The sequence below is a fragment of the Flavobacterium praedii genome (assembly GCF_026810365.1).
Lineage (GTDB): Bacteria > Bacteroidota > Bacteroidia > Flavobacteriales > Flavobacteriaceae > Flavobacterium > Flavobacterium praedii.
In genome coordinates this window covers 976,797-994,693 of record NZ_CP113948.1, presented here as the reverse complement: position 1 = coordinate 994,693, position 17,897 = coordinate 976,797, and the positions used below count along the sequence as shown (strand labels likewise).

The following is a 17,897-nucleotide window of genomic DNA, read 5'->3' as shown; positions in this document are numbered from 1 at the left end:
AGAAACCAATGAAAAAAGTACTTTTTATAGATCGTGACGGAACCATTGTTTTAGAACCAGAAGGATACCAATTAGACAGTTTAGACAAACTGGAATTTTACCCAAAAGCATTTCAATATTTGGCAAAAATAGCCAAAGAAATGGACTACGAATTAGTTATGGTGACCAATCAAGATGGATTGGGAACCGACTGTTTTCCGGAAGATACTTTTTGGCCAACCCAAAATTTTATTTTGAGAGCTTTTGAAAACGAAGGCGTTCTTTTTGATGATATTTTTGTGGATCGTTCTTTTCCGGAAGACAATGCACCAACCCGCAAGCCAAGAACTGGAATGTTGACTAAATACATTGACAATCCTGAATATGATTTAGCCAATTCCTTTGTTTTGGGTGATCGTTTGACCGATGTGGAATTGGCCAAAAACTTGGGTGCAAAAGCTATTTTTATGAATACCACCGAAGGAGCAGGAAGCACCGAAATTGCTGTAAAAAGAGAGGAATTAGATGATGTGATTATCTTGCAATCTACCGATTGGAAAGTAATCTATGAGTTTTTGAAACTAGAAGCGCGTTCGGCAACTATTTCTAGAAAAACCAATGAAACCGATATTTACATCAATTTGAACTTGGATGGAACCGGAAAAAGCAAAATCGAAACTGGCATCTCTTTTTTCGACCACATGCTGGATCAGATTGCACGCCACGGACAAATGGACTTAGAAATTTTGGTTAAAGGAGATTTAGAAGTTGACGAGCACCATACGATTGAAGATACAGCCATTGCGCTTGGTGAAGTTTTTGCCAAAGCATTAGGAAATAAATTGGGAATCGAGCGTTATGGTTTCTGTTTGCCAATGGACGACTGCTTATCCCAAGTAGCGATTGATTTTGGAGGCAGAAACTGGTTGGTTTGGGAAACCGAATTCAAACGGGAGATGGTAGGTAAAATGCCAACAGAGATGTTTTATCATTTCTTCAAATCCTTCTCAGATGGTGCCAAAGCCAATATCAACATTAAAGCCGAAGGAACCAATGAACATCATAAAATTGAAGCCATCTTTAAAGCTTTTGCGAAAGCGATAAAAGTTGCCGTAAAACGCGATACAGAGAAGATGATTTTGCCGAGTACGAAGGGAATGCTTTAGATAATTATAAATTTAGAATTATAAATTATTGAGATTTAAATTCTTAATATACCTTAATTTCTTAATGGTTTAAAAACATGAAAATAGTAATCATAAATTACGGAGCAGGAAATATTCAAAGCATCATGTTTGCCATCGAAAGATTGGGATTCAAGGCAGTTTTGAGCAATGATCCGGAAGAAATAAAAGCTGCCGATAAAGTAATCTTTCCTGGAGTAGGAGAGGCTAGTTATGCAATGAAAATGCTTAAAGAAAGTGGTTTGGATAATTTGATTCCAACGCTAAAACAACCCGTTTTCGGAATTTGTCTAGGAATGCAATTGATGTGCAACAAATCCGAGGAAGGAAATACAGTAGGATTGGGCATTTTTGATGTAGATGTCATCAAATTTTCTCCAAAAGTAAAAGTGCCCCAAATGGGTTGGAATACTATTTACAATCTTAAATCAGATTTGTTCAAAGGAATTGCTGAGAATGAATACATGTATTTGGTCCATAGTTTTTATGCACCTATTTGCAAAGAAACCATTGCAACTACTGATTATGAAGTGGAATATTCTTCGGCTTTAGAGAATGATAATTTCTTTGGAACGCAATTTCACCCCGAAAAAAGTGGTGATGTTGGGGAGAAAATTTTAGCAAATTTTCTAAAATTGAATAATTGAAAGATTTAATGATTTAAAAATTAAACGGCTTTGTTAACAAATCTTTAAATCATTCAATCTTTAAATCTTTAAATAAAAATAAATGAGAATAATACCCGCAATAGATATTATAGAAGGAAAATGTGTTCGTTTGTCCAAAGGCGATTACAATACAAAAATCATATACAATGAAAACCCGCTTGAAGTAGCTAAATCATTCGAAGCACACGGTATCGAATACTTGCATTTGGTAGATTTGGATGGCGCTAAATCGAGCAAAATTGTAAATTATAAAATATTGGAACAAATTGCTACGCAAACCAAACTGAAAATTGATTTTGGCGGCGGATTGAAAGCTGATTCTGATTTAAAAATAGCTTTTGAATCTGGTGCTAATCAAATCACCGGTGGAAGTATTGCTGTAAAAAACAGAGCCATTTTTGAAAAATGGATTGCCGAATATGGTTCGGATAAAATTATTTTAGGAGCTGATGCCAATAACGAAAAAGTAGCCGTTTCAGGTTGGTTGGAAGATTCTGATGAAGATTTGGTGCCATTTATCCAAGACTATCAAGGCAAAGGAATTCAGTACGTGATTTGTACCGATATTGCCAAAGACGGGATGCTGGAAGGACCAAGTTTTGATTTGTATGCTAAAATTTTAGCGGAAGCCAATGGCATAAAATTGATTGCCTCTGGAGGAATATCTACATTTGATGAACTTCCTAAATTAGCTGAAATGGGCTGTGAAGGGACTATCATCGGGAAAGCGATTTACGAAGGTCGAATTTCGTTGAAACAATTGGAAAATTATATAATTCAAAGTTAGAAATAAGAAGTTAGAAATAAGAAGTTAGAAATAAGAAGTTAGAAATAAGAAGTTAGAAGTAAGAAGTTAGAGGTTAGAAGTAGTTGGAATGAAAAAAAACTTTGAATCATTTTAATTATATTTTGGATTCTAAATTTTCAAGATTTAATTTTTCTAATTTATTTCTAAATTCGTATTTCTAACCTCTAACTTTAAATTATGGCCCAAGATTTAAAAGCAAGAACTAAAAAATTCGCAATTGATTGTGGTAAACTTTGTAGAAGTTTTCCTCATTCCAGAGAATATAATGCTTATGTCAATCAATTGATTAGATGTTCGAGTTCTGTCGGTGCAAATTATAGGGCATCTCAAAGAGGCAAATCTACAGCAGATTTTATCAATAAATTAAAAATAGTTGAGGAAGAAGCTGATGAAAGCCATTTTTTTATTGAAATTTTATTGGAACTATATGATTTAGAAGATGAAAATGTGAAAAATGAAATGATAAGATTATGCAAAGAAGCGAATGAATTAGTTGCAATAATAGTAGCTTCTATAAACACAGCTAAAAGTAAATTAAAGTGATTTTTTTCTCGGTTATGAACTTCTAAATTCTAACCTCTAACCTCTAACTTTAAATAATGTTAACAAAAAGAATAATACCTTGTCTCGACATCAAAAACGGAAGAACCGTAAAAGGCGTTAATTTCGTAGATTTGCGTGATGCTGGAGATCCTGTCGAATTGGCCAAAATCTATTCGGATGAAGGTGCTGATGAATTGGTTTTTCTAGATATCTCGGCAACAGAAGAACGTAGAAAAACATTAGTAGATTTGGTTCGAAAAGTGGCTGCGACTATCAATATTCCATTTACTGTGGGTGGAGGAATCTCGACAGTAGAAGATGTGGAAGTTTTGCTTCAAAACGGAGCAGATAAGGTTTCTATCAATTCTTCGGCAGTAAAAAATCCGCAGTTGATTAATGATTTGGCACAAAAATTCGGGAGCCAATGCATAGTAGTTGCCATCGATGCCAAGCAAATTGAAGGCGAATGGATGGTGCATTTGGTTGGAGGGAAGGTTCCTACTGAAATTCGATTATTCGATTGGGCACAAGAAGTGGAAGAGAGAGGAGCTGGAGAAATCCTTTTTACCTCAATGAATCACGACGGAACCAAAAATGGATTTGCAAATGAAGCTTTGGCAAAATTATCACAATTGGTTAATATCCCAATAATTGCTTCAGGAGGAGCAGGGAATGTGCAACATTTTGTAGATACCTTTATCGAGGGGAAAGCTGATGCAGCATTGGCCGCAAGCGTATTTCATTTTAAAGAAATTGAAATCAAAGCGTTAAAAAAAGAACTTAAAAATAATAATATTGAGGTTAGAGTATAGTGTTGGTGGAATTAAAGTTTTAAACTTCAATTCTTCAACTTCTAACTTCTAACTTCTAACTTCTAACTTTATATTATGGACATAGATTTTTCAAAAAGCGCGCACGGGTTAATTCCTGCCATCATCCAAGATAGTGAAACCAAGAATGTTTTGATGCTGGGTTACATGAATGCCGAAGCCTATCAAAAAACAATCGATACTCAAAAAGTAACTTTTTACAGCCGTTCCAAGCAAAGACTTTGGACCAAAGGCGAAGAAAGCGGTAATTTTTTGAATTTGGTTGACATCAAAAACGATTGTGACAGTGATACATTATTGATTCAAGCAAAACCTGTGGGGCCAACCTGTCATAAAGGAACTGATACTTGCTGGGCAACCGAAAATAAACAGGATTATGGTTTTATCTCTAATTTAGAGAACACTATCAAAACCAGAAGAGAAAATGCTGATTCTGAAAAAAGTTATGTAGCTTCCTTATTCAAATTGGGAATTAATAAAATTGCCCAAAAAGTAGGAGAAGAAGCAGTCGAGGTTGTAATTGAAGCCAAAGATGATAACGATGATTTGTTCCTTAGCGAAAGCGCTGATTTGCTTTTTCACTATTTAATCTTACTTCAAGCCAAAGGTTTTCAACTGAATGACGTGGTTGAAGTTTTGAAAAGTCGTCAGAAATAAAAATAAGCTTTCAATTATCTGACTTATTCACAATCAAGATATAATAAAATTCATTTTAATAGACAATCAAAGTCCAATTAGTATAAATTACTTTTGGGCTTTTTTTATTGAAAATTATCTAAAAAAAGTATGTAGTTTTGAAGAGAAATAATCAATTTTATGAAAAAATATTTTAATTTATTAGTAATCTCTTTTTTAATCTCCACTGGCGTTCAAGCACAAGGTTTGCTTTCCAAATCTGAAATTGTTTTTACAAGACAAGATTCTTTAAGAGGAAGTATCACCAAAGAAAGAGCTTGGTGGGACATAAAACATTACAATCTTGACATAAAAGTAAATCCTGCAGACAGCACAATTACAGGATCTAATACCATTCTATATAAAGTTTTACAACCTTATTCTGTAATGCAAATTGACTTGCAAAAACCAATGGAAATTACTAAAATAATCCAAGATGGCGTAGAATTAAAATACAAAAGAGAAGGCAATGTTTTCTTTATAACATTGATTTCTGAGCAAAGTGTTGGGGCTATAAAAGAGATTGAAATTTTTTATCAAGGTAAACCAAAAGTAGCGGTTAGACCACCATGGGATGGCGGAATCACTTGGGAAAAAGACAAAAATGGGAATGATTTTATTGCTTCTTCTTGCCAGGGGTTAGGAGCCAGTGTTTGGTGGCCAAACAAAGACCACATGTATGATGAAGTCGAAGGAATGAAAATTAGTGTGAATGTTCCCGGAAAATTGACCGATGTTTCCAATGGTCGTTTGCAAATTGTAAAAGCATTGAAAGACGGAACCAAAACCTATACATGGGTTGTAAAAAATCCGATTAATAACTATGGAGTAAATATTAATATTGGAGATTATGTGACTTTTTCTGAGAAATACAAAGGGGAAAAAGGCAATTTGGATTGTACCTATTATGTTTTGAAAGATAATTTAACAAAAGCTAAAGAACATTTTAAAGATGTTCCGAGAATGTTGAAAGCTTTTGAACATTGGTTTGGTCCATATCCTTTTTACGAAGATAGTTACAAACTGGTAGAAGCTCCATATTTAGGAATGGAACATCAAAGTTGTGTAACTTACGGAAATGGTTTTAAAAACGGCTATTTAGGAAGTGATTTGAGTGGAACGGGTTGGGGGTTGAAATTCGATTTTATCATCATCCATGAATCTGGACACGAATGGTTTGCAAATAATATTACATACAAAGACATAGCTGATATGTGGATTCATGAAAGTTTTACCTGTTATTCTGAAAGCCTATTTCTGGAATATTATTATGGAAAAGAAGCTGGATATGAATATGTAAGAGGCATTCGTAAAAACATCCAAAATGACAAGCCTATTATCGGACATTATGATGTAAATAATGAAGGCTCAGGAGATATGTATTACAAAGGTGCCAATATGCTCCATACATTACGCCAGTTAGTAAACAATGATGAAAAATGGAGAACTATTCTAAGAGGTTTGAATAGTACTTTTTATCATCAAACCGTTACCACCAAACAAATCGAAGATTATTTGAGTCAACAAGTAGGAATGGATTTAAATCCATTCTTTAATCAATATTTGAGAGATATTCGAATTCCAACATTAGAATATTCTTTTGATGGTAACACTTTAAAATACCATTGGACAAATATTGTTGCTGGTTTTCAAATACCTGTAAAAGTTACTCTAAACGGAACAGAAGTGACTTTGAATCCAAAATCAGAATGGACTGAATTTGAAAGTTCCTCTAAAATTGAAACAATTGTTGTGAATCCTAATTTATACATTTTGAATAAAAAGATGGAAAAATAAGAATCTTATTGGTCAAATACTTAGATTAAAAAGCAACTTTTTTTAATCTTGAAAGTTTAAAAATGCTCAAACAAAATAAAAGTTTGAGCATTTTTTTTGTTTAAAATTAAAATGATATAACCCATAATTTTGAATTCTATCATTTGGGTTAATTACTCATAAAGAAAACAATTTGATCGATTTTTAGTTTATTGAAATTCACTCACTTAAATATTTTCATAATAATTTATTAACATTCAACTTCACTACAACGATAGAGTTGTGATAACTTTAAAAAACCATGATTTAAATAATATATATAGTAAAAATTATACGAATAATTTGTTAATTTCATACTTTATTAACCCAAATTAACTTTATGAAAAATATTTTATTATTAAAAAAAACACTACTATTTGTATTGTTTTTTTGTTCATCTGTTATGACTATAAAAGCACAATCATCGGCAAATGTGAATGATGTTATGCTACAGTCTTTTGGATGGGATGTGCATACCCAGCCTTCAGTTGTTGCAGAAGGTGGATTGTACAATTATTTAAATAACCGTGCTGCTGGATATGCTGCTGCTGGTTTTAATCTTATATGGTTACCACCTCCAAGCAAATCAACGGGTGGAGTAGGATATATACCTACAGAGTTGTTTAATTTTACTCAGACTTCTTATGGTTCTGAGGCACAATTAAGAACGCTTTTAACTACTTTAAATACAAGTTCTCCTAAAATTCACCCTATGGCTGATATTGTTGTCAATCATAGAGCTGGAAGTACTAATTGGACTGATTTTACAAATCCAACTTGGGATTGCAGTTCAATTACAAATAGTGATGAGGCCAATTTTGTAACCATAACAGGTGTTAAGCCTTGTGGTAATGCTGATACAGGAGAAGATTTTAATGGTGCAAGAGATTTAGATCATACTAATATTCAAGTTCAAACTGGAGTAAAAGAGTATTTAACTCGATTAAAAGCTTTAGGCTTTGATAGTTGGAGATGGGATGTAGCAAAAGGATTTTCTGCTAGTTATTTTGGAGATTATATTTCTTCTTCTACTCCTTATGCTTCAGTAGGTGAATATTGGGATGGAAACATCAATAATTTAAAAACATGGATTGATGGTGCAGGTAAAAAATCAGCAGCTTTTGATTTTGCTCTTTATTATAATACATTACAACCTGCGTTTAATAATGGAAACTACAGTGTATTAGCCGGAAATCCAGGTTTAGCGGGTCAATTTGGTTATGCTGATAAATCGGTTACGTTTGTAGACAATCATGATACCTTTGTAAAAGCTGGTAGTTTTACATCTAACGATAATATAATGAAAGCATATGCTTATATACTTACACATCCAGGTATTCCATGTGTATTTTTTCCACATTATCATGGAGGAACTTATAAAAAAGATGGGGTAACAGTTGTTTATACTGCTAATGAAACTGCTATAAATAGTATATTGGCCGTTAGAAAAGCAAATGGAATAAATGCATATAGTAGTGTTGTTGTTTCTAATTCTTCAACATTTTATTCTGCAACTATAGACAATAAAGTAACTGTAAAAATTGGCCCAGGTTTATGGAATCCAGGTACTGGATGGGTTTTAAAAGCGTCAGGAACTGATTATGCTATTTGGGACAAAGGAAATGTAGTAGATGTTCCAAGTTTAGCCATTTCACAACCAGGAGGAACATTTACCACAGGAACAGCTGTCAATGTAGTTTTAACTGCCAACAATGCAACTTCAACTATATATTATACAACTGATGGTACAGTGCCTACAACAACTTCTGCTTCTGCTCTTGGCACAAAAACTTTAGCAATTACAGCAAATACAACATTAAAAGCTTTCGTAAAAAATACAGCTAACGTTAGTTCTTCTGTTTATACTGAAACTTATACTTTTGGAACTCCTCCTACTTTTACTGTATATTTTAAAAAACCAACCAATTGGAATGCTGCTGTAAAAGTATATTATTGGACACCAACAGGAACAGCGCCAGTTGTAACATGGCCAGGAGTTGCTATGACGCAAGATTGTGGTGACTGGTACAAATACACCTTTCCTTCAACTGTGAGTGCAACAAACTTGTTATTCAATGACGGCACTTTAAAAACAGCCGATTTGACTGCTACTGCAGGAATCAAATATTACGACAACGCATGGTTAAGTGCAGAACCTGTTGACAGATGTCCTATCATTGCTCCAGATTTCACGATCTCTCAAGCTGGAGGAACATTTACAACTGGATCTACAATTACAACAGTTTTGACTGCAAATGTAAATACATCCACAATTTATTATACTGTGGATGGCACAACGCCAAGTACTACATCACCGTCTGCAGTTGGTACAAAAACAATTACCATTACTGTAAATACAACTCTAAAGGCATTTGTTAAAAATACTACTGGAATTTCGTCTGCTGTAAAAACTGAAGTTTATAATTTTACAACACCAACCACATTTACTGTTTACTTCAAAAAACCAACAAATTGGAATGCAGCTGTAAAAGTCTACTATTGGGCACCAACTGGTACAGCTCCAGTTGTAACTTGGCCTGGAGTTGCAATGACACAAGACTGTGGCGATTGGTATAAATATACTTTCCCATCTACAGTAAGTGCAACTAACTTGATATTCAATGACGGGACTTTAAAAACTGCCGATTTAACAGCTACTGCAGGAATCAAATATTATGATAATGCATGGCTTGCAACTGAACCAACTAATAGATGTCCTATAATTGCACCTGATTTAACAATCGTATCTGCTGGAGGTACCTTTACTACAGGAACAACAGTTAATGTAGTATTGACTGCCAATGTAAATACATCAACAATTTATTACACATTGGATGGGACAACACCAACGACATCTTCACCATCAGCTGTTGGAGCAAAAACGTTCTCAATTACTGCAAATACTACTGTAAAAGCATTGGTCATAAATACTGTCGGTACTTCTTCTGCCGTGAAAACAGAAGTGTATACTTTTGTAACTGTACCAACTTTAACAGTTTATTTTAAACCACCAACAACTTGGACTGGAGTGCCAAAAGTACATTATTGGAATGCCGTTCCTGCCGGAAGTGTTGCAAATACAACTTGGCCTGGAATTGCTATGGTAGCAGACGTTAATGGTTTTTATAAATATACCATAACTGGCCCAACATCTATCAATTTAATTTTTAATAATGGATCTAGTGGTACTGCTAATCAAACGGCAGATTTATTAAACAAAACAAATGGATATTCTTATACATGGGGTGCTAGTACTGCTAAATTGAGTTTAGCAAAAGAGACCTTAACAGAAACAACATCCATTTCTATATTTCCAAATCCGGTAAGCAGCCAACTGCAAGTATCTTCAAGTTCAGCAGTTTTAGATTATCAAATCTTATCTATTAATGGTATTATGATTCAAGCTGGAAAAGCGGTTAACAATACTATAGATATGAGTAACTTAAATAATGGCTTGTATTTTATTCAAATTCGTTTTGAAAACGGACAAGAATACAAACAAAAAATTATTAAAAAATAAAGTTTTTACATATTAAAAGAAAGGCTCAAACTGATTTAAAGTTTGAGCCTTTTTGTTTTATTTAATTTAAAAAAAGAAGAGGAATATGTTTTAAATTTCACTTTCTTTAATGCTCCAAATTTTCAAATAACTGTACTTGACTTTTTAATCGTTCAATTAATAAATTCATCATTCTTTTGTTAAGACTTGAAGAATTTTGGATATAAAGTGAGTATTCATCCGTAGTAAACAATGCGATAATCATTCCTTTTAAAGCATTTCGAAATTTGATGTCTTTTTGAATGGCATTTTCTATAATTGCCAATTTATTTTCGACTGTTTTAGTATAAAAATCTCTTTTGTATTTACTGATGTAATTTAAAAAAGAAGCAATAAACAAATCATTTTGAAATTTCAATATAGGCCTAAGTACCTCATTTTGAAATAATTCATCTGAAGATGACTGATTACTCACATTTCCTAATGATTCTCCTCGAATTTCTTTGATTAATTGATCTCTCTGATTCATCTTTTTTTCTTTAAAAATATAAAAATTACTGTTAGTAATATCTTATTTTAGCATTATTAAATAAAAAATTATGAGATTTCATACTAGAAAATGGGTAAAACCAGAAGACTTAAACCCTAACGGCACTTTATTTGGTGGAAAATTATTGGCTTGGATTGATGAAGAGCTGGCTTTATATACCATCATCCAACTCGAAAATTCCAGAATAGTTACCAAACACATGTCGGAAATCAATTTTAGAAGCTCTGCAAGACAAGGGGATATTATAGAAATTGGTATTGATGTGGTTAAATTTGGTCGTAGTTCGATAGAATTAATTTGCGAAGCCAGAAATATGATGACACGTGAAACAATCATCACTATTGACAGTACGACTATGGTCAATTTAGGAGTTGATGGAAAACCAAAAGCCCATGGAAAAACGGAGATTGAGTATGTAAAAGATAGGATAGGGTAAAAAAGAGACTAAGAGACTACAATTCTGATGGATAATAAAAAATGCGCCCTAACGTATCAATAAAGTAGATTGGACTGAAAAGGTTAACCCCAAATGAAATATAAGTTATTGTTTTTTACCCGGCTAAAATGAACTTATATTTCTTAAATGGTTAAAATTAAATGTTACTCATCTTAGAAAATACTGCTAAGATTTTACTATATTTTCAGAAGGCATAACAAAAATTTCCAAATCAAAATAGGTAATCGAAGCAATGATATGATCAAATATATCAGCTTGAATGTATTCGTAATTCTCAAAACGTTTGTCTTTAGAAAAAGCATAAATTTCTAGAGGAACACCATAAGGAGTTGGTTGTAATTGCCTGCAAAGCATCAGCATATCTTTATTTAATCCTGGATATTGCTGTAAGTATTGGGTAATGTATTTTCGAAACAATCCAAGATTTGTCAAGTTTCGACCATTTATAGCCAAACTTTTATCAATTTTATGACCTCGATTGTAGTTGTCAATTTCAGTTTTTCGAAGATCAATATAAGTGCTTAAAAGATCTATTTTTTTCAAATCAATAAGTTCTTGATCTTCCAAGAATCGAATACTACTGGCTTTTATAATGATATGTCTTTTGATACGTCTGCCGTCTGAATTGAGCATTCCTCGCCAGTTCTGAAAAGAGTCGGAACTCAAACTATAGGTTGGAATCGTAGTGGTTGTATTGTCAAAATTTCGAACTTTCACGGTAGCCAAATTGATTTCGATCACATCCCCATCAGCACCATAACGATCCATGGTAATCCAATCGCCAATTCGCACCATATCATTTATGGCTACTTGAACGCTTGCTACAAAACCCAAAATAGTATCTCTGAAAACTAAAATAATTACTGCAGAAACCGCTCCAAGTATAGTTAATAATTCCTTTTGATCAATATCAAAGAGTTTAGAAATAATCAATGCAATTCCAAACATCCAAAGCACAATCATAATTACCTGAATAAAACTATCAATAGGTTTATCACTGTAACGCGTAATTAATTTTAAATAATCGCGTAAGGAATTAAAAATAGTTCTTATAATCCATAAAATAAGCAATACGATGTAAACCCCAACAGTTTTTCCAAAAATACTTTCCCAATATTCAAATTTTTCTAGTAGTACTGGAACCGATTTGTAGACAAAAAATAATGGAAAAAGATAAGCAATGTACTTAGCTGTTTTATTGCTTACTAATAAATCATCAAACTTAGTTTTGGTTCTTTGAGCAACGAGTGCCATAATAGTTACCAATATAAATCGGAATACTACATATAGACCATACGCCAAAAAACACAATAAAATAGTATTAAAAAATAAACTCCAATAAGTTGACGCACTTCTACTCATACCCCAATTTCTAAAAATAGGGTAAAGAAATTCAAAAATAAATTGGATGATTTTGTTCATGTTTTACAAATATTTTTTCTCGATATAAAAAGTTCCAAACGGCAATAACGAAGCAATCAATATAATTCCGAAAACTTTAAAATTCCAATTTTGAGCCTTTTTTAGCAAAAAAGCCAATAAAATGTATCCTATAAATAATACACCATGACTCATTCCGATGGGATACAACAATGTTTTGTAAAGTTCGATATTTGTTGGCTTAATAAAAAGCATATTCGAAAATAAAACCAAATAAGAGATGCCTTCTAAAATGGCAGTAATTTTAAAAATTTTAAGCATTTGTCGTTTTTTTACAATTAAAGAAGGCAAAATTAGGTAATAACATTGATTATTGCTGTATTGATTAACAAAGTAAATTACTTTTGTATTCTTAAACTTTGAAAATGAGCAAGCGCGATTTAAAAAAATATTTGAATGAACTTAATAAAGAGCAATTGGAAGAACAAATTCTGGAATTGTATGAAAAGTTCAGTCCTGTAAAGGTGTATTACAATTTTGTCTTCAACCCAAAGGAGGAAACTTTATTACAGGAATGCAAACTCAAAATTTCCCATGAATATTTTCCACTGCAAACAAAAGGAAGAAGAAAGAAACCAAAAATGCGACGTTCTGTAGCACAAAAATACATCAAGCATTTTATTCTTTTAGGTGTAGACCCATTTGTTATTGCTGATGTGATGCTTTATAACATCGAAATTGCTCAAACTTTTGCTTCAGAAAACACAATAAAACAAGAATTATTTTATAAAAGTATCTTCAACTCTTTCGAACAGGCCATAAAATTCATCATTTCAAACGGAATTATCACTGATTTTAAAAGCCGATTAATTGCTATTACCAATGAAACTTTAACCCAAAAATGGAAGAATGTCGCTGATTTCAAAACAAATATCGAACTTCTAGAGGACTAAATGTTAAATTTAGAATCAATTTTAATTAATCTGTCCTATATATTTTTAAAAAAATTTGGCTGAATAACTGTTTTTTAGGCGTATTTTTGCAAAAATCCAAAAATTCACAATGCATCAAGACACTTTAGAAATTGAAATTGAAGTCAAAAAGGAACTTTACGCTTACCAACAAGGAGACATTGACGCCATATTTGAGCGAATAGACAATGCCCCTGCAAAACACCATTTATTATATCAATTGCCAACAGGTGGAGGAAAAACAGTGATTTTTTCTGAAATCGTTCGTCGTTATTTATCCCAACACAACAAAAAAGTGGTGGTGCTTACACATCGTATTGAATTGTGTAAGCAAACTTCAAAAATGTTAAAAGGATTCGACGTAAAAAATAAAATCATCAACAGCAAAGTAAAAGAACTTCCAGACCAGAATGACTTTTCTTGTTTTGTGGCGATGGTAGAAACTTTAAAAAATCGAATTAATGACGAAAAACTTCATTTGGATAATATCGGTTTAGTTATTATTGATGAGGCACATTACAACTCTTTCAGAAAATTATTGAGCTCTTTCAAAAATGCATTCATACTTGGAGTGACTGCAACACCATTGAGCTCAAACATAAAATTACCCATGCACGAAAGCTACGATGAATTAATCGTAGGAGACACCATCAGTTCATTAATCGAAAATGGTTTCTTGGCAAAAGCCGTTACCTATAGTTATGATGTGGGATTAACATCATTAAAAGTAGGTATCAACGGAGATTATACCGTAAAATCATCCGATGATTTATATACCAATATGGCCATGCAAGAAAAATTATTGCACGCCTATACCGAGAAATCTTTAGGTAAAAAAACCTTAATTTTTAATAATGGTATCAATACATCTTTATATGTATATGAAACTTTTAGAGAAGCAGGCTATGCCATTCGTCACTTAGACAATACTAGCAGTAACGAAGAACGAAAAGAAATTTTACATTGGTTCAAGCACACACCAGATGCAATTTTGACATCTGTTGGTATTCTTACCACCGGTTTTGATGAACCAACTGTAGAAACCATAATATTAAATAGGGCCACAAAATCATTGACCTTATATTATCAAATGATTGGACGTGGTTCACGAAAACTACCCAACAAAGATGAATTCTATGTTATTGATTTAGGAAATAATGCTGCTCGTTTTGGACTATGGAGTGACCCAATCAATTGGCAACATATCTTTAAATCTCCAGAATTTTACTTAGAAAACTTAAGAGATGATAGCGAAATAGAATTGCATTTTAAGTACACTATGCCTCCTGAATTGCGTGCCAAATTTCCAAAAACCGAAGATGTAACTTTTGATGTAGACGAAGAACATAAATTGGTCATCGCTCAAAATTTAAGATCTAAAGTGGTTCTAGAAAAATCGATAGATCAACACGCCGCTATGTGCGTAGACAATACCGAAGAATTAAATGAAGCTAAAGCACTTTCAAGAGAATTAGAAGCCGATATTGAATACCGCGTCAAACGTTTTTCAAAATGCCTTAGCCAATGCAGCAAGAATTACAGAGAATGGCTGATGGACGATTACAAACTAAAAATGACCCTGTTAATCGGAAAAAAATATCGTGAAAAAATCATGAACGAAGCCGATTAAAAATAGTGATCAGTGATCAGTTTTTAGTATTCAGTAAAAATATGAATCAAATAGCGATCGGGGGTGATATTTTTCAAGAGCCAATCCCGCTATCCGTTACAATCTTTGTGGGCTGAACCCCAGCCCACAAAGGATTTTCACTGCTATCGGGGCTAAAACAACATTCTGCTATTCAATAGCATTTTACAATTAAAAAACAAAAAAGCATGTCAGCACAATTTTCAGATTTAGGCGTTTCAAAAGGAATACTAAAAGCGATTACCGAAATGGGAATTGTAACCCCAACCGAAATTCAGCAAAAAACCATTCCGTTATTGTTGTCAAACAGTACCGATGTTGTGGGACTTGCCAAAACGGGAACGGGAAAAACCGCTGCTTTTGGTTTGCCTTTAATACAATTAGTAGACACTACCGTTTCTGCTGTACAAGCCGTAATTTTAGTACCTACAAGAGAATTAGGGCAACAAATTTTTACTAATTTAGAAAGTTATGCCAAGTATCTTCCTGATGTTTCTATAGCGGCCGTTTGTGGCGGAATTCCAATTAAACCACAAATCGAACGATTAAAAACACCAACACACATCGTCGTAGCAACACCCGGTCGATTAATCGATTTGTTGCAACGCTCTGCCATTAGCCTAAAAGAAACTAAGTTCTTAGTTCTCGACGAGGCCGACGAAATGGTGTCGATCCTTAAAGAAGCGCTAGACGAAATCATAACCGAATTACCCAAAACATACAGAACCTTTTTGTTTTCGGCGACTATGCCAGGAACCATTAAGCAATTGATCCAGAATTACTTAAACAAAAATGTAGTTCAGGTAAGTGCCAACATGGAAACTGTCGGTAATCAAGGAATTGATCACAACTATATAGTGGTAGATCCGATAGAAAAACTCGATGTTTTAATGCATTTTTTGAATTCTAAAGACGGAGAACGCGGTATTATTTTTTGCAAAACCAAAGCTGCTGTCAATAAACTGGCCAAAAATCTAGCCATTAACCGATTTTCATCAGGTGCTTTGCACGGAAGTTTGTCACAAGGTATCCGTGACCGAATCATGGAGCAATTCCGTGAGGGACACATCAATATTTTGGTAGCTACCGATTTGGCAGCCAGAGGAATCGACGTAAAGGAAATGGCTTATGTGGTCAATTATCATTTGCCTGACACCTATGAAAACTATGTGCACCGTAGTGGAAGAACAGCCAGAGCAGGAGCCAAGGGACTTTCTTTGACTATTTTGCAACCTGAAGAAGTCGCCGAAATAGCAGATTTCGAAAAAGAATTGGGAATACAGTTTACCAAATACAAAAAACCGTCTGTTGCGAGTATTGAAGAAAACAACACCCTTTTGTGGGCGAAGCAAATCTTCAAAACCAAACCCAATCACGATGTGGATGCCGAATTAAAAACAAAAATTAAAACCATTTTTCATCATCTGACCAAAGACGAATTGATTGAAAAATTGTTGGCCAACTATTTATTGCAAAACAAAACTGAAATAGCAGAAAAGCCTGTTAAAAAATTCAAAAACTAAATTTTAGGCCTAATATATATTGTACTTTTATGAGATAGTATTAAAACAATCTTTCTCATAAAAGTCTCAATATGAAAATAGTAATCATAGGCGGTGGTTTTGCTGGAATTAATTTAGCCAAAGAACTTGCCAACCACAAAGGAATAGAAGTAATTCTTGTTGACAAAAACAATTATAATTTTTTTCCGCCACTCATCTATCAGGTAGCAACCGCTTTTCTGGAACCCTCAAGTATCAGTTATCCTTTCCGTAAATTTTTTGCAGGTAAAAAGAATCTGCAATTTCGTTTGGGCGAATTGCAAAAAGTAATTTCTGCCGAAAACAAAATCGTCCTCAATAACGGAGAATTGCATTATGACCGCTTGGTTTTTGCAACGGGCGCCGAAACCAGTTATTTTGGGATGGAAAATGTCAAGAAAAATGCCATTCCGATGAAAACGCTGAATGATGCCATTGAAATGCGCAATGCTTTATTGAAAAACCTCGAAAAAGCTGCTATTTGCAAAGACATTCGCAAACGAAGAACACTGTTAACCATTGTTGTTGCTGGTGGCGGACCTACAGGAGTCGAAGTTTCTGGTATGTTTGCCGAAATGAGCAAAAATATTTTACTCAAAGAATATCCCGAATTAGGCACCACAGCCAGTAATATTTATTTGGTCGATGGGGGAGACGCCTTGTTGTCGCCTATGAGTTTGGAATCACAAGCAGATACACTTGAAGCAGTAACAAAACTTGGGGTTGTCGTAAAGCTAAACACCCGTGTGATCGATTACAAAGACGACACCGTATTCTTTGCCGATGGTAAAACCATTCAAACCAAAAACTTAATTTGGGCGGCAGGAGTTTCAGCAAGGGAGTTTGAAGGAATTCCTGCAGAAAGTTACGGCCGTGGCAAACGAATGGCAACTGATGCTTTCAACAAAGTGAATGGTACCGAAAACATCTACGCCATTGGCGATACATGCATCCAACTCAACGATGTAGATTTCCCGAGCGGTCACCCGCAAGTAGCGCAAGTGGCAATCCAACAAGGAATAAATTTGGCCGAAAATTTTAAACTAACACTTCAAAACAAGTCGCTTAAACCCTTTAAATACAAAGACAAAGGCTCTATGGCCATCATCGGAAAAAACAAAGCCGTTGTTGATTTGCCCAAACCCAAAATGCATTTCAAAGGCTTTTTTGCTTGGATGATTTGGCTATTTGTGCACCTGATGTCTTTGATAACGTATCGCAATAGATTGAATACTTTTTATCATTGGATGATTGCCTACTTCTCCAAAGACCAATCCTTACGTATGATTATCAGACCGGAGAAGAGAACAAAAGTTGATGCATAGCTCAAAATAGTTTTTACTATGAAA

The 17,897-nt window shown here is 33.8% G+C and carries 16 protein-coding genes; 13 read left to right on the top strand and 3 right to left on the bottom strand.

The annotated features are described in order from the left end of the window. Positions 1-8: 8 nt before the first annotated feature. From hisB to OYT91_RS04270, 8 genes are all read left to right on the top strand, one after another. Positions 9-1,145 carry a bifunctional histidinol-phosphatase/imidazoleglycerol-phosphate dehydratase HisB gene (hisB, locus tag OYT91_RS04305; RefSeq protein WP_269222877.1) on the top strand — a complete coding sequence of 379 codons (1,137 nt, stop codon included), beginning with the start codon at positions 9-11 and terminating at the stop codon, positions 1,143-1,145. A 77-nt stretch (positions 1,146-1,222) separates the two neighbouring features. After that, a complete protein-coding gene (gene hisH, locus OYT91_RS04300; protein ID WP_281239652.1) occupies positions 1,223-1,810 on the top strand; it encodes an imidazole glycerol phosphate synthase subunit HisH in 588 nt (195 codons plus the stop codon). Between the two features lie 82 nt (positions 1,811-1,892). Continuing rightward, positions 1,893-2,618 (top strand): 1-(5-phosphoribosyl)-5-[(5-phosphoribosylamino)methylideneamino]imidazole-4-carboxamide isomerase, encoded by a 726-nt coding sequence (hisA, locus tag OYT91_RS04295; RefSeq protein WP_281239651.1) that lies wholly within the window; start codon positions 1,893-1,895, stop codon positions 2,616-2,618. A 198-nt stretch (positions 2,619-2,816) separates the two neighbouring features. After that, a complete protein-coding gene (locus tag OYT91_RS04290) occupies positions 2,817-3,182 on the top strand; it encodes a four helix bundle protein (RefSeq protein ID WP_281239650.1) in 366 nt (121 codons plus the stop codon). 56 nt (positions 3,183-3,238) lie between these two features. Beyond that, complete coding sequence (gene hisF / locus OYT91_RS04285) at positions 3,239-3,994, top strand: imidazole glycerol phosphate synthase subunit HisF (protein WP_281239649.1); 756 nt, start codon at positions 3,239-3,241, stop codon at positions 3,992-3,994. 75 nt (positions 3,995-4,069) lie between these two features. Further along, the gene (gene hisIE / locus OYT91_RS04280) at positions 4,070-4,669 is read left to right on the top strand and encodes a bifunctional phosphoribosyl-AMP cyclohydrolase/phosphoribosyl-ATP diphosphatase HisIE (RefSeq protein ID WP_269222882.1); all 600 of its coding nucleotides are present in this window, start codon (positions 4,070-4,072) and stop codon (positions 4,667-4,669) included. Between the two features lie 159 nt (positions 4,670-4,828). Beyond that, entirely contained in the window at positions 4,829-6,484 is a 1,656-nt protein-coding gene (locus tag OYT91_RS04275; RefSeq protein ID WP_281239648.1) for a M1 family metallopeptidase, read from the top strand. A 358-nt stretch (positions 6,485-6,842) separates the two neighbouring features. Continuing rightward, positions 6,843-10,022 (top strand): starch-binding protein, encoded by a 3,180-nt coding sequence (locus OYT91_RS04270; protein ID WP_281239647.1) that lies wholly within the window; start codon positions 6,843-6,845, stop codon positions 10,020-10,022. A gap of 106 nt (positions 10,023-10,128) precedes the next feature. Here the strand turns inward: OYT91_RS04270 and OYT91_RS04265 are convergent, their stop codons facing one another. After that, positions 10,129-10,530, bottom strand: coding sequence for a glyoxalase (locus OYT91_RS04265; protein WP_281239646.1), 402 nt, complete (start codon positions 10,528-10,530; stop codon positions 10,129-10,131). Between the two features lie 70 nt (positions 10,531-10,600). On the opposite strand from OYT91_RS04265, the gene OYT91_RS04260 reads away from it, so the two are divergent. Further along, entirely contained in the window at positions 10,601-10,987 is a 387-nt protein-coding gene (locus OYT91_RS04260; protein WP_281239645.1) for an acyl-CoA thioesterase, read from the top strand. Between the two features lie 186 nt (positions 10,988-11,173). On the opposite strand, the gene OYT91_RS04255 is transcribed toward OYT91_RS04260, so the two are convergent. Both OYT91_RS04255 and OYT91_RS04250 read right to left on the bottom strand, forming a co-directional pair. Then, positions 11,174-12,430, bottom strand: a complete 1,257-nt coding sequence (locus OYT91_RS04255) for a mechanosensitive ion channel family protein (RefSeq protein WP_281239644.1) — start codon at positions 12,428-12,430, stop codon at positions 11,174-11,176. Between the two features lie 3 nt (positions 12,431-12,433). Then, positions 12,434-12,709: a DUF3817 domain-containing protein gene (locus OYT91_RS04250; RefSeq protein ID WP_281239643.1), complete on the bottom strand. Its 276-nt coding sequence runs from the start codon at positions 12,707-12,709 to the stop codon at positions 12,434-12,436. A gap of 104 nt (positions 12,710-12,813) precedes the next feature. On the opposite strand from OYT91_RS04250, the gene OYT91_RS04245 reads away from it, so the two are divergent. From OYT91_RS04245 to OYT91_RS04230, 4 genes are all read left to right on the top strand, one after another. Further along, entirely contained in the window at positions 12,814-13,341 is a 528-nt protein-coding gene (locus tag OYT91_RS04245; RefSeq protein ID WP_281239642.1) for a DUF6155 family protein, read from the top strand. Between the two features lie 109 nt (positions 13,342-13,450). Beyond that, on the top strand, positions 13,451-14,989 hold the full coding sequence (locus OYT91_RS04240; RefSeq protein WP_281239641.1) for a DEAD/DEAH box helicase: 1,539 nt from the start codon (positions 13,451-13,453) through the stop codon (positions 14,987-14,989). Between the two features lie 206 nt (positions 14,990-15,195). Then, positions 15,196-16,530 carry a DEAD/DEAH box helicase gene (locus OYT91_RS04235; RefSeq protein ID WP_281239640.1) on the top strand — a complete coding sequence of 445 codons (1,335 nt, stop codon included), beginning with the start codon at positions 15,196-15,198 and terminating at the stop codon, positions 16,528-16,530. Between the two features lie 71 nt (positions 16,531-16,601). After that, entirely contained in the window at positions 16,602-17,873 is a 1,272-nt protein-coding gene (locus OYT91_RS04230) for an NAD(P)/FAD-dependent oxidoreductase (protein WP_281239639.1), read from the top strand. Positions 17,874-17,897 lie beyond the last annotated feature (24 nt).

What these genes read in the sequence shown, in the direction of transcription:
- hisB (WP_269222877.1), top strand. Translation starts at nt 9, where the DNA reads ATGAAAAAAGTACTTTTTATAGATCGTGACGGAACCATTGTTTTAGAA.
- hisH (WP_281239652.1), top strand. Translation starts at nt 1,223, where the DNA reads ATGAAAATAGTAATCATAAATTACGGAGCAGGAAATATTCAAAGCATC.
- hisA (WP_281239651.1), top strand. Translation starts at nt 1,893, where the DNA reads ATGAGAATAATACCCGCAATAGATATTATAGAAGGAAAATGTGTTCGT.
- OYT91_RS04290 (WP_281239650.1), top strand. Translation starts at nt 2,817, where the DNA reads ATGGCCCAAGATTTAAAAGCAAGAACTAAAAAATTCGCAATTGATTGT.
- hisF (WP_281239649.1), top strand. Translation starts at nt 3,239, where the DNA reads ATGTTAACAAAAAGAATAATACCTTGTCTCGACATCAAAAACGGAAGA.
- hisIE (WP_269222882.1), top strand. Translation starts at nt 4,070, where the DNA reads ATGGACATAGATTTTTCAAAAAGCGCGCACGGGTTAATTCCTGCCATC.
- OYT91_RS04275 (WP_281239648.1), top strand. Translation starts at nt 4,829, where the DNA reads ATGAAAAAATATTTTAATTTATTAGTAATCTCTTTTTTAATCTCCACT.
- OYT91_RS04270 (WP_281239647.1), top strand. Translation starts at nt 6,843, where the DNA reads ATGAAAAATATTTTATTATTAAAAAAAACACTACTATTTGTATTGTTT.
- OYT91_RS04265 (WP_281239646.1), bottom strand. Translation starts at nt 10,530, where the DNA reads ATGAATCAGAGAGATCAATTAATCAAAGAAATTCGAGGAGAATCATTA.
- OYT91_RS04260 (WP_281239645.1), top strand. Translation starts at nt 10,601, where the DNA reads ATGAGATTTCATACTAGAAAATGGGTAAAACCAGAAGACTTAAACCCT.
- OYT91_RS04255 (WP_281239644.1), bottom strand. Translation starts at nt 12,430, where the DNA reads ATGAACAAAATCATCCAATTTATTTTTGAATTTCTTTACCCTATTTTT.
- OYT91_RS04250 (WP_281239643.1), bottom strand. Translation starts at nt 12,709, where the DNA reads ATGCTTAAAATTTTTAAAATTACTGCCATTTTAGAAGGCATCTCTTAT.
- OYT91_RS04245 (WP_281239642.1), top strand. Translation starts at nt 12,814, where the DNA reads ATGAGCAAGCGCGATTTAAAAAAATATTTGAATGAACTTAATAAAGAG.
- OYT91_RS04240 (WP_281239641.1), top strand. Translation starts at nt 13,451, where the DNA reads ATGCATCAAGACACTTTAGAAATTGAAATTGAAGTCAAAAAGGAACTT.
- OYT91_RS04235 (WP_281239640.1), top strand. Translation starts at nt 15,196, where the DNA reads ATGTCAGCACAATTTTCAGATTTAGGCGTTTCAAAAGGAATACTAAAA.
- OYT91_RS04230 (WP_281239639.1), top strand. Translation starts at nt 16,602, where the DNA reads ATGAAAATAGTAATCATAGGCGGTGGTTTTGCTGGAATTAATTTAGCC.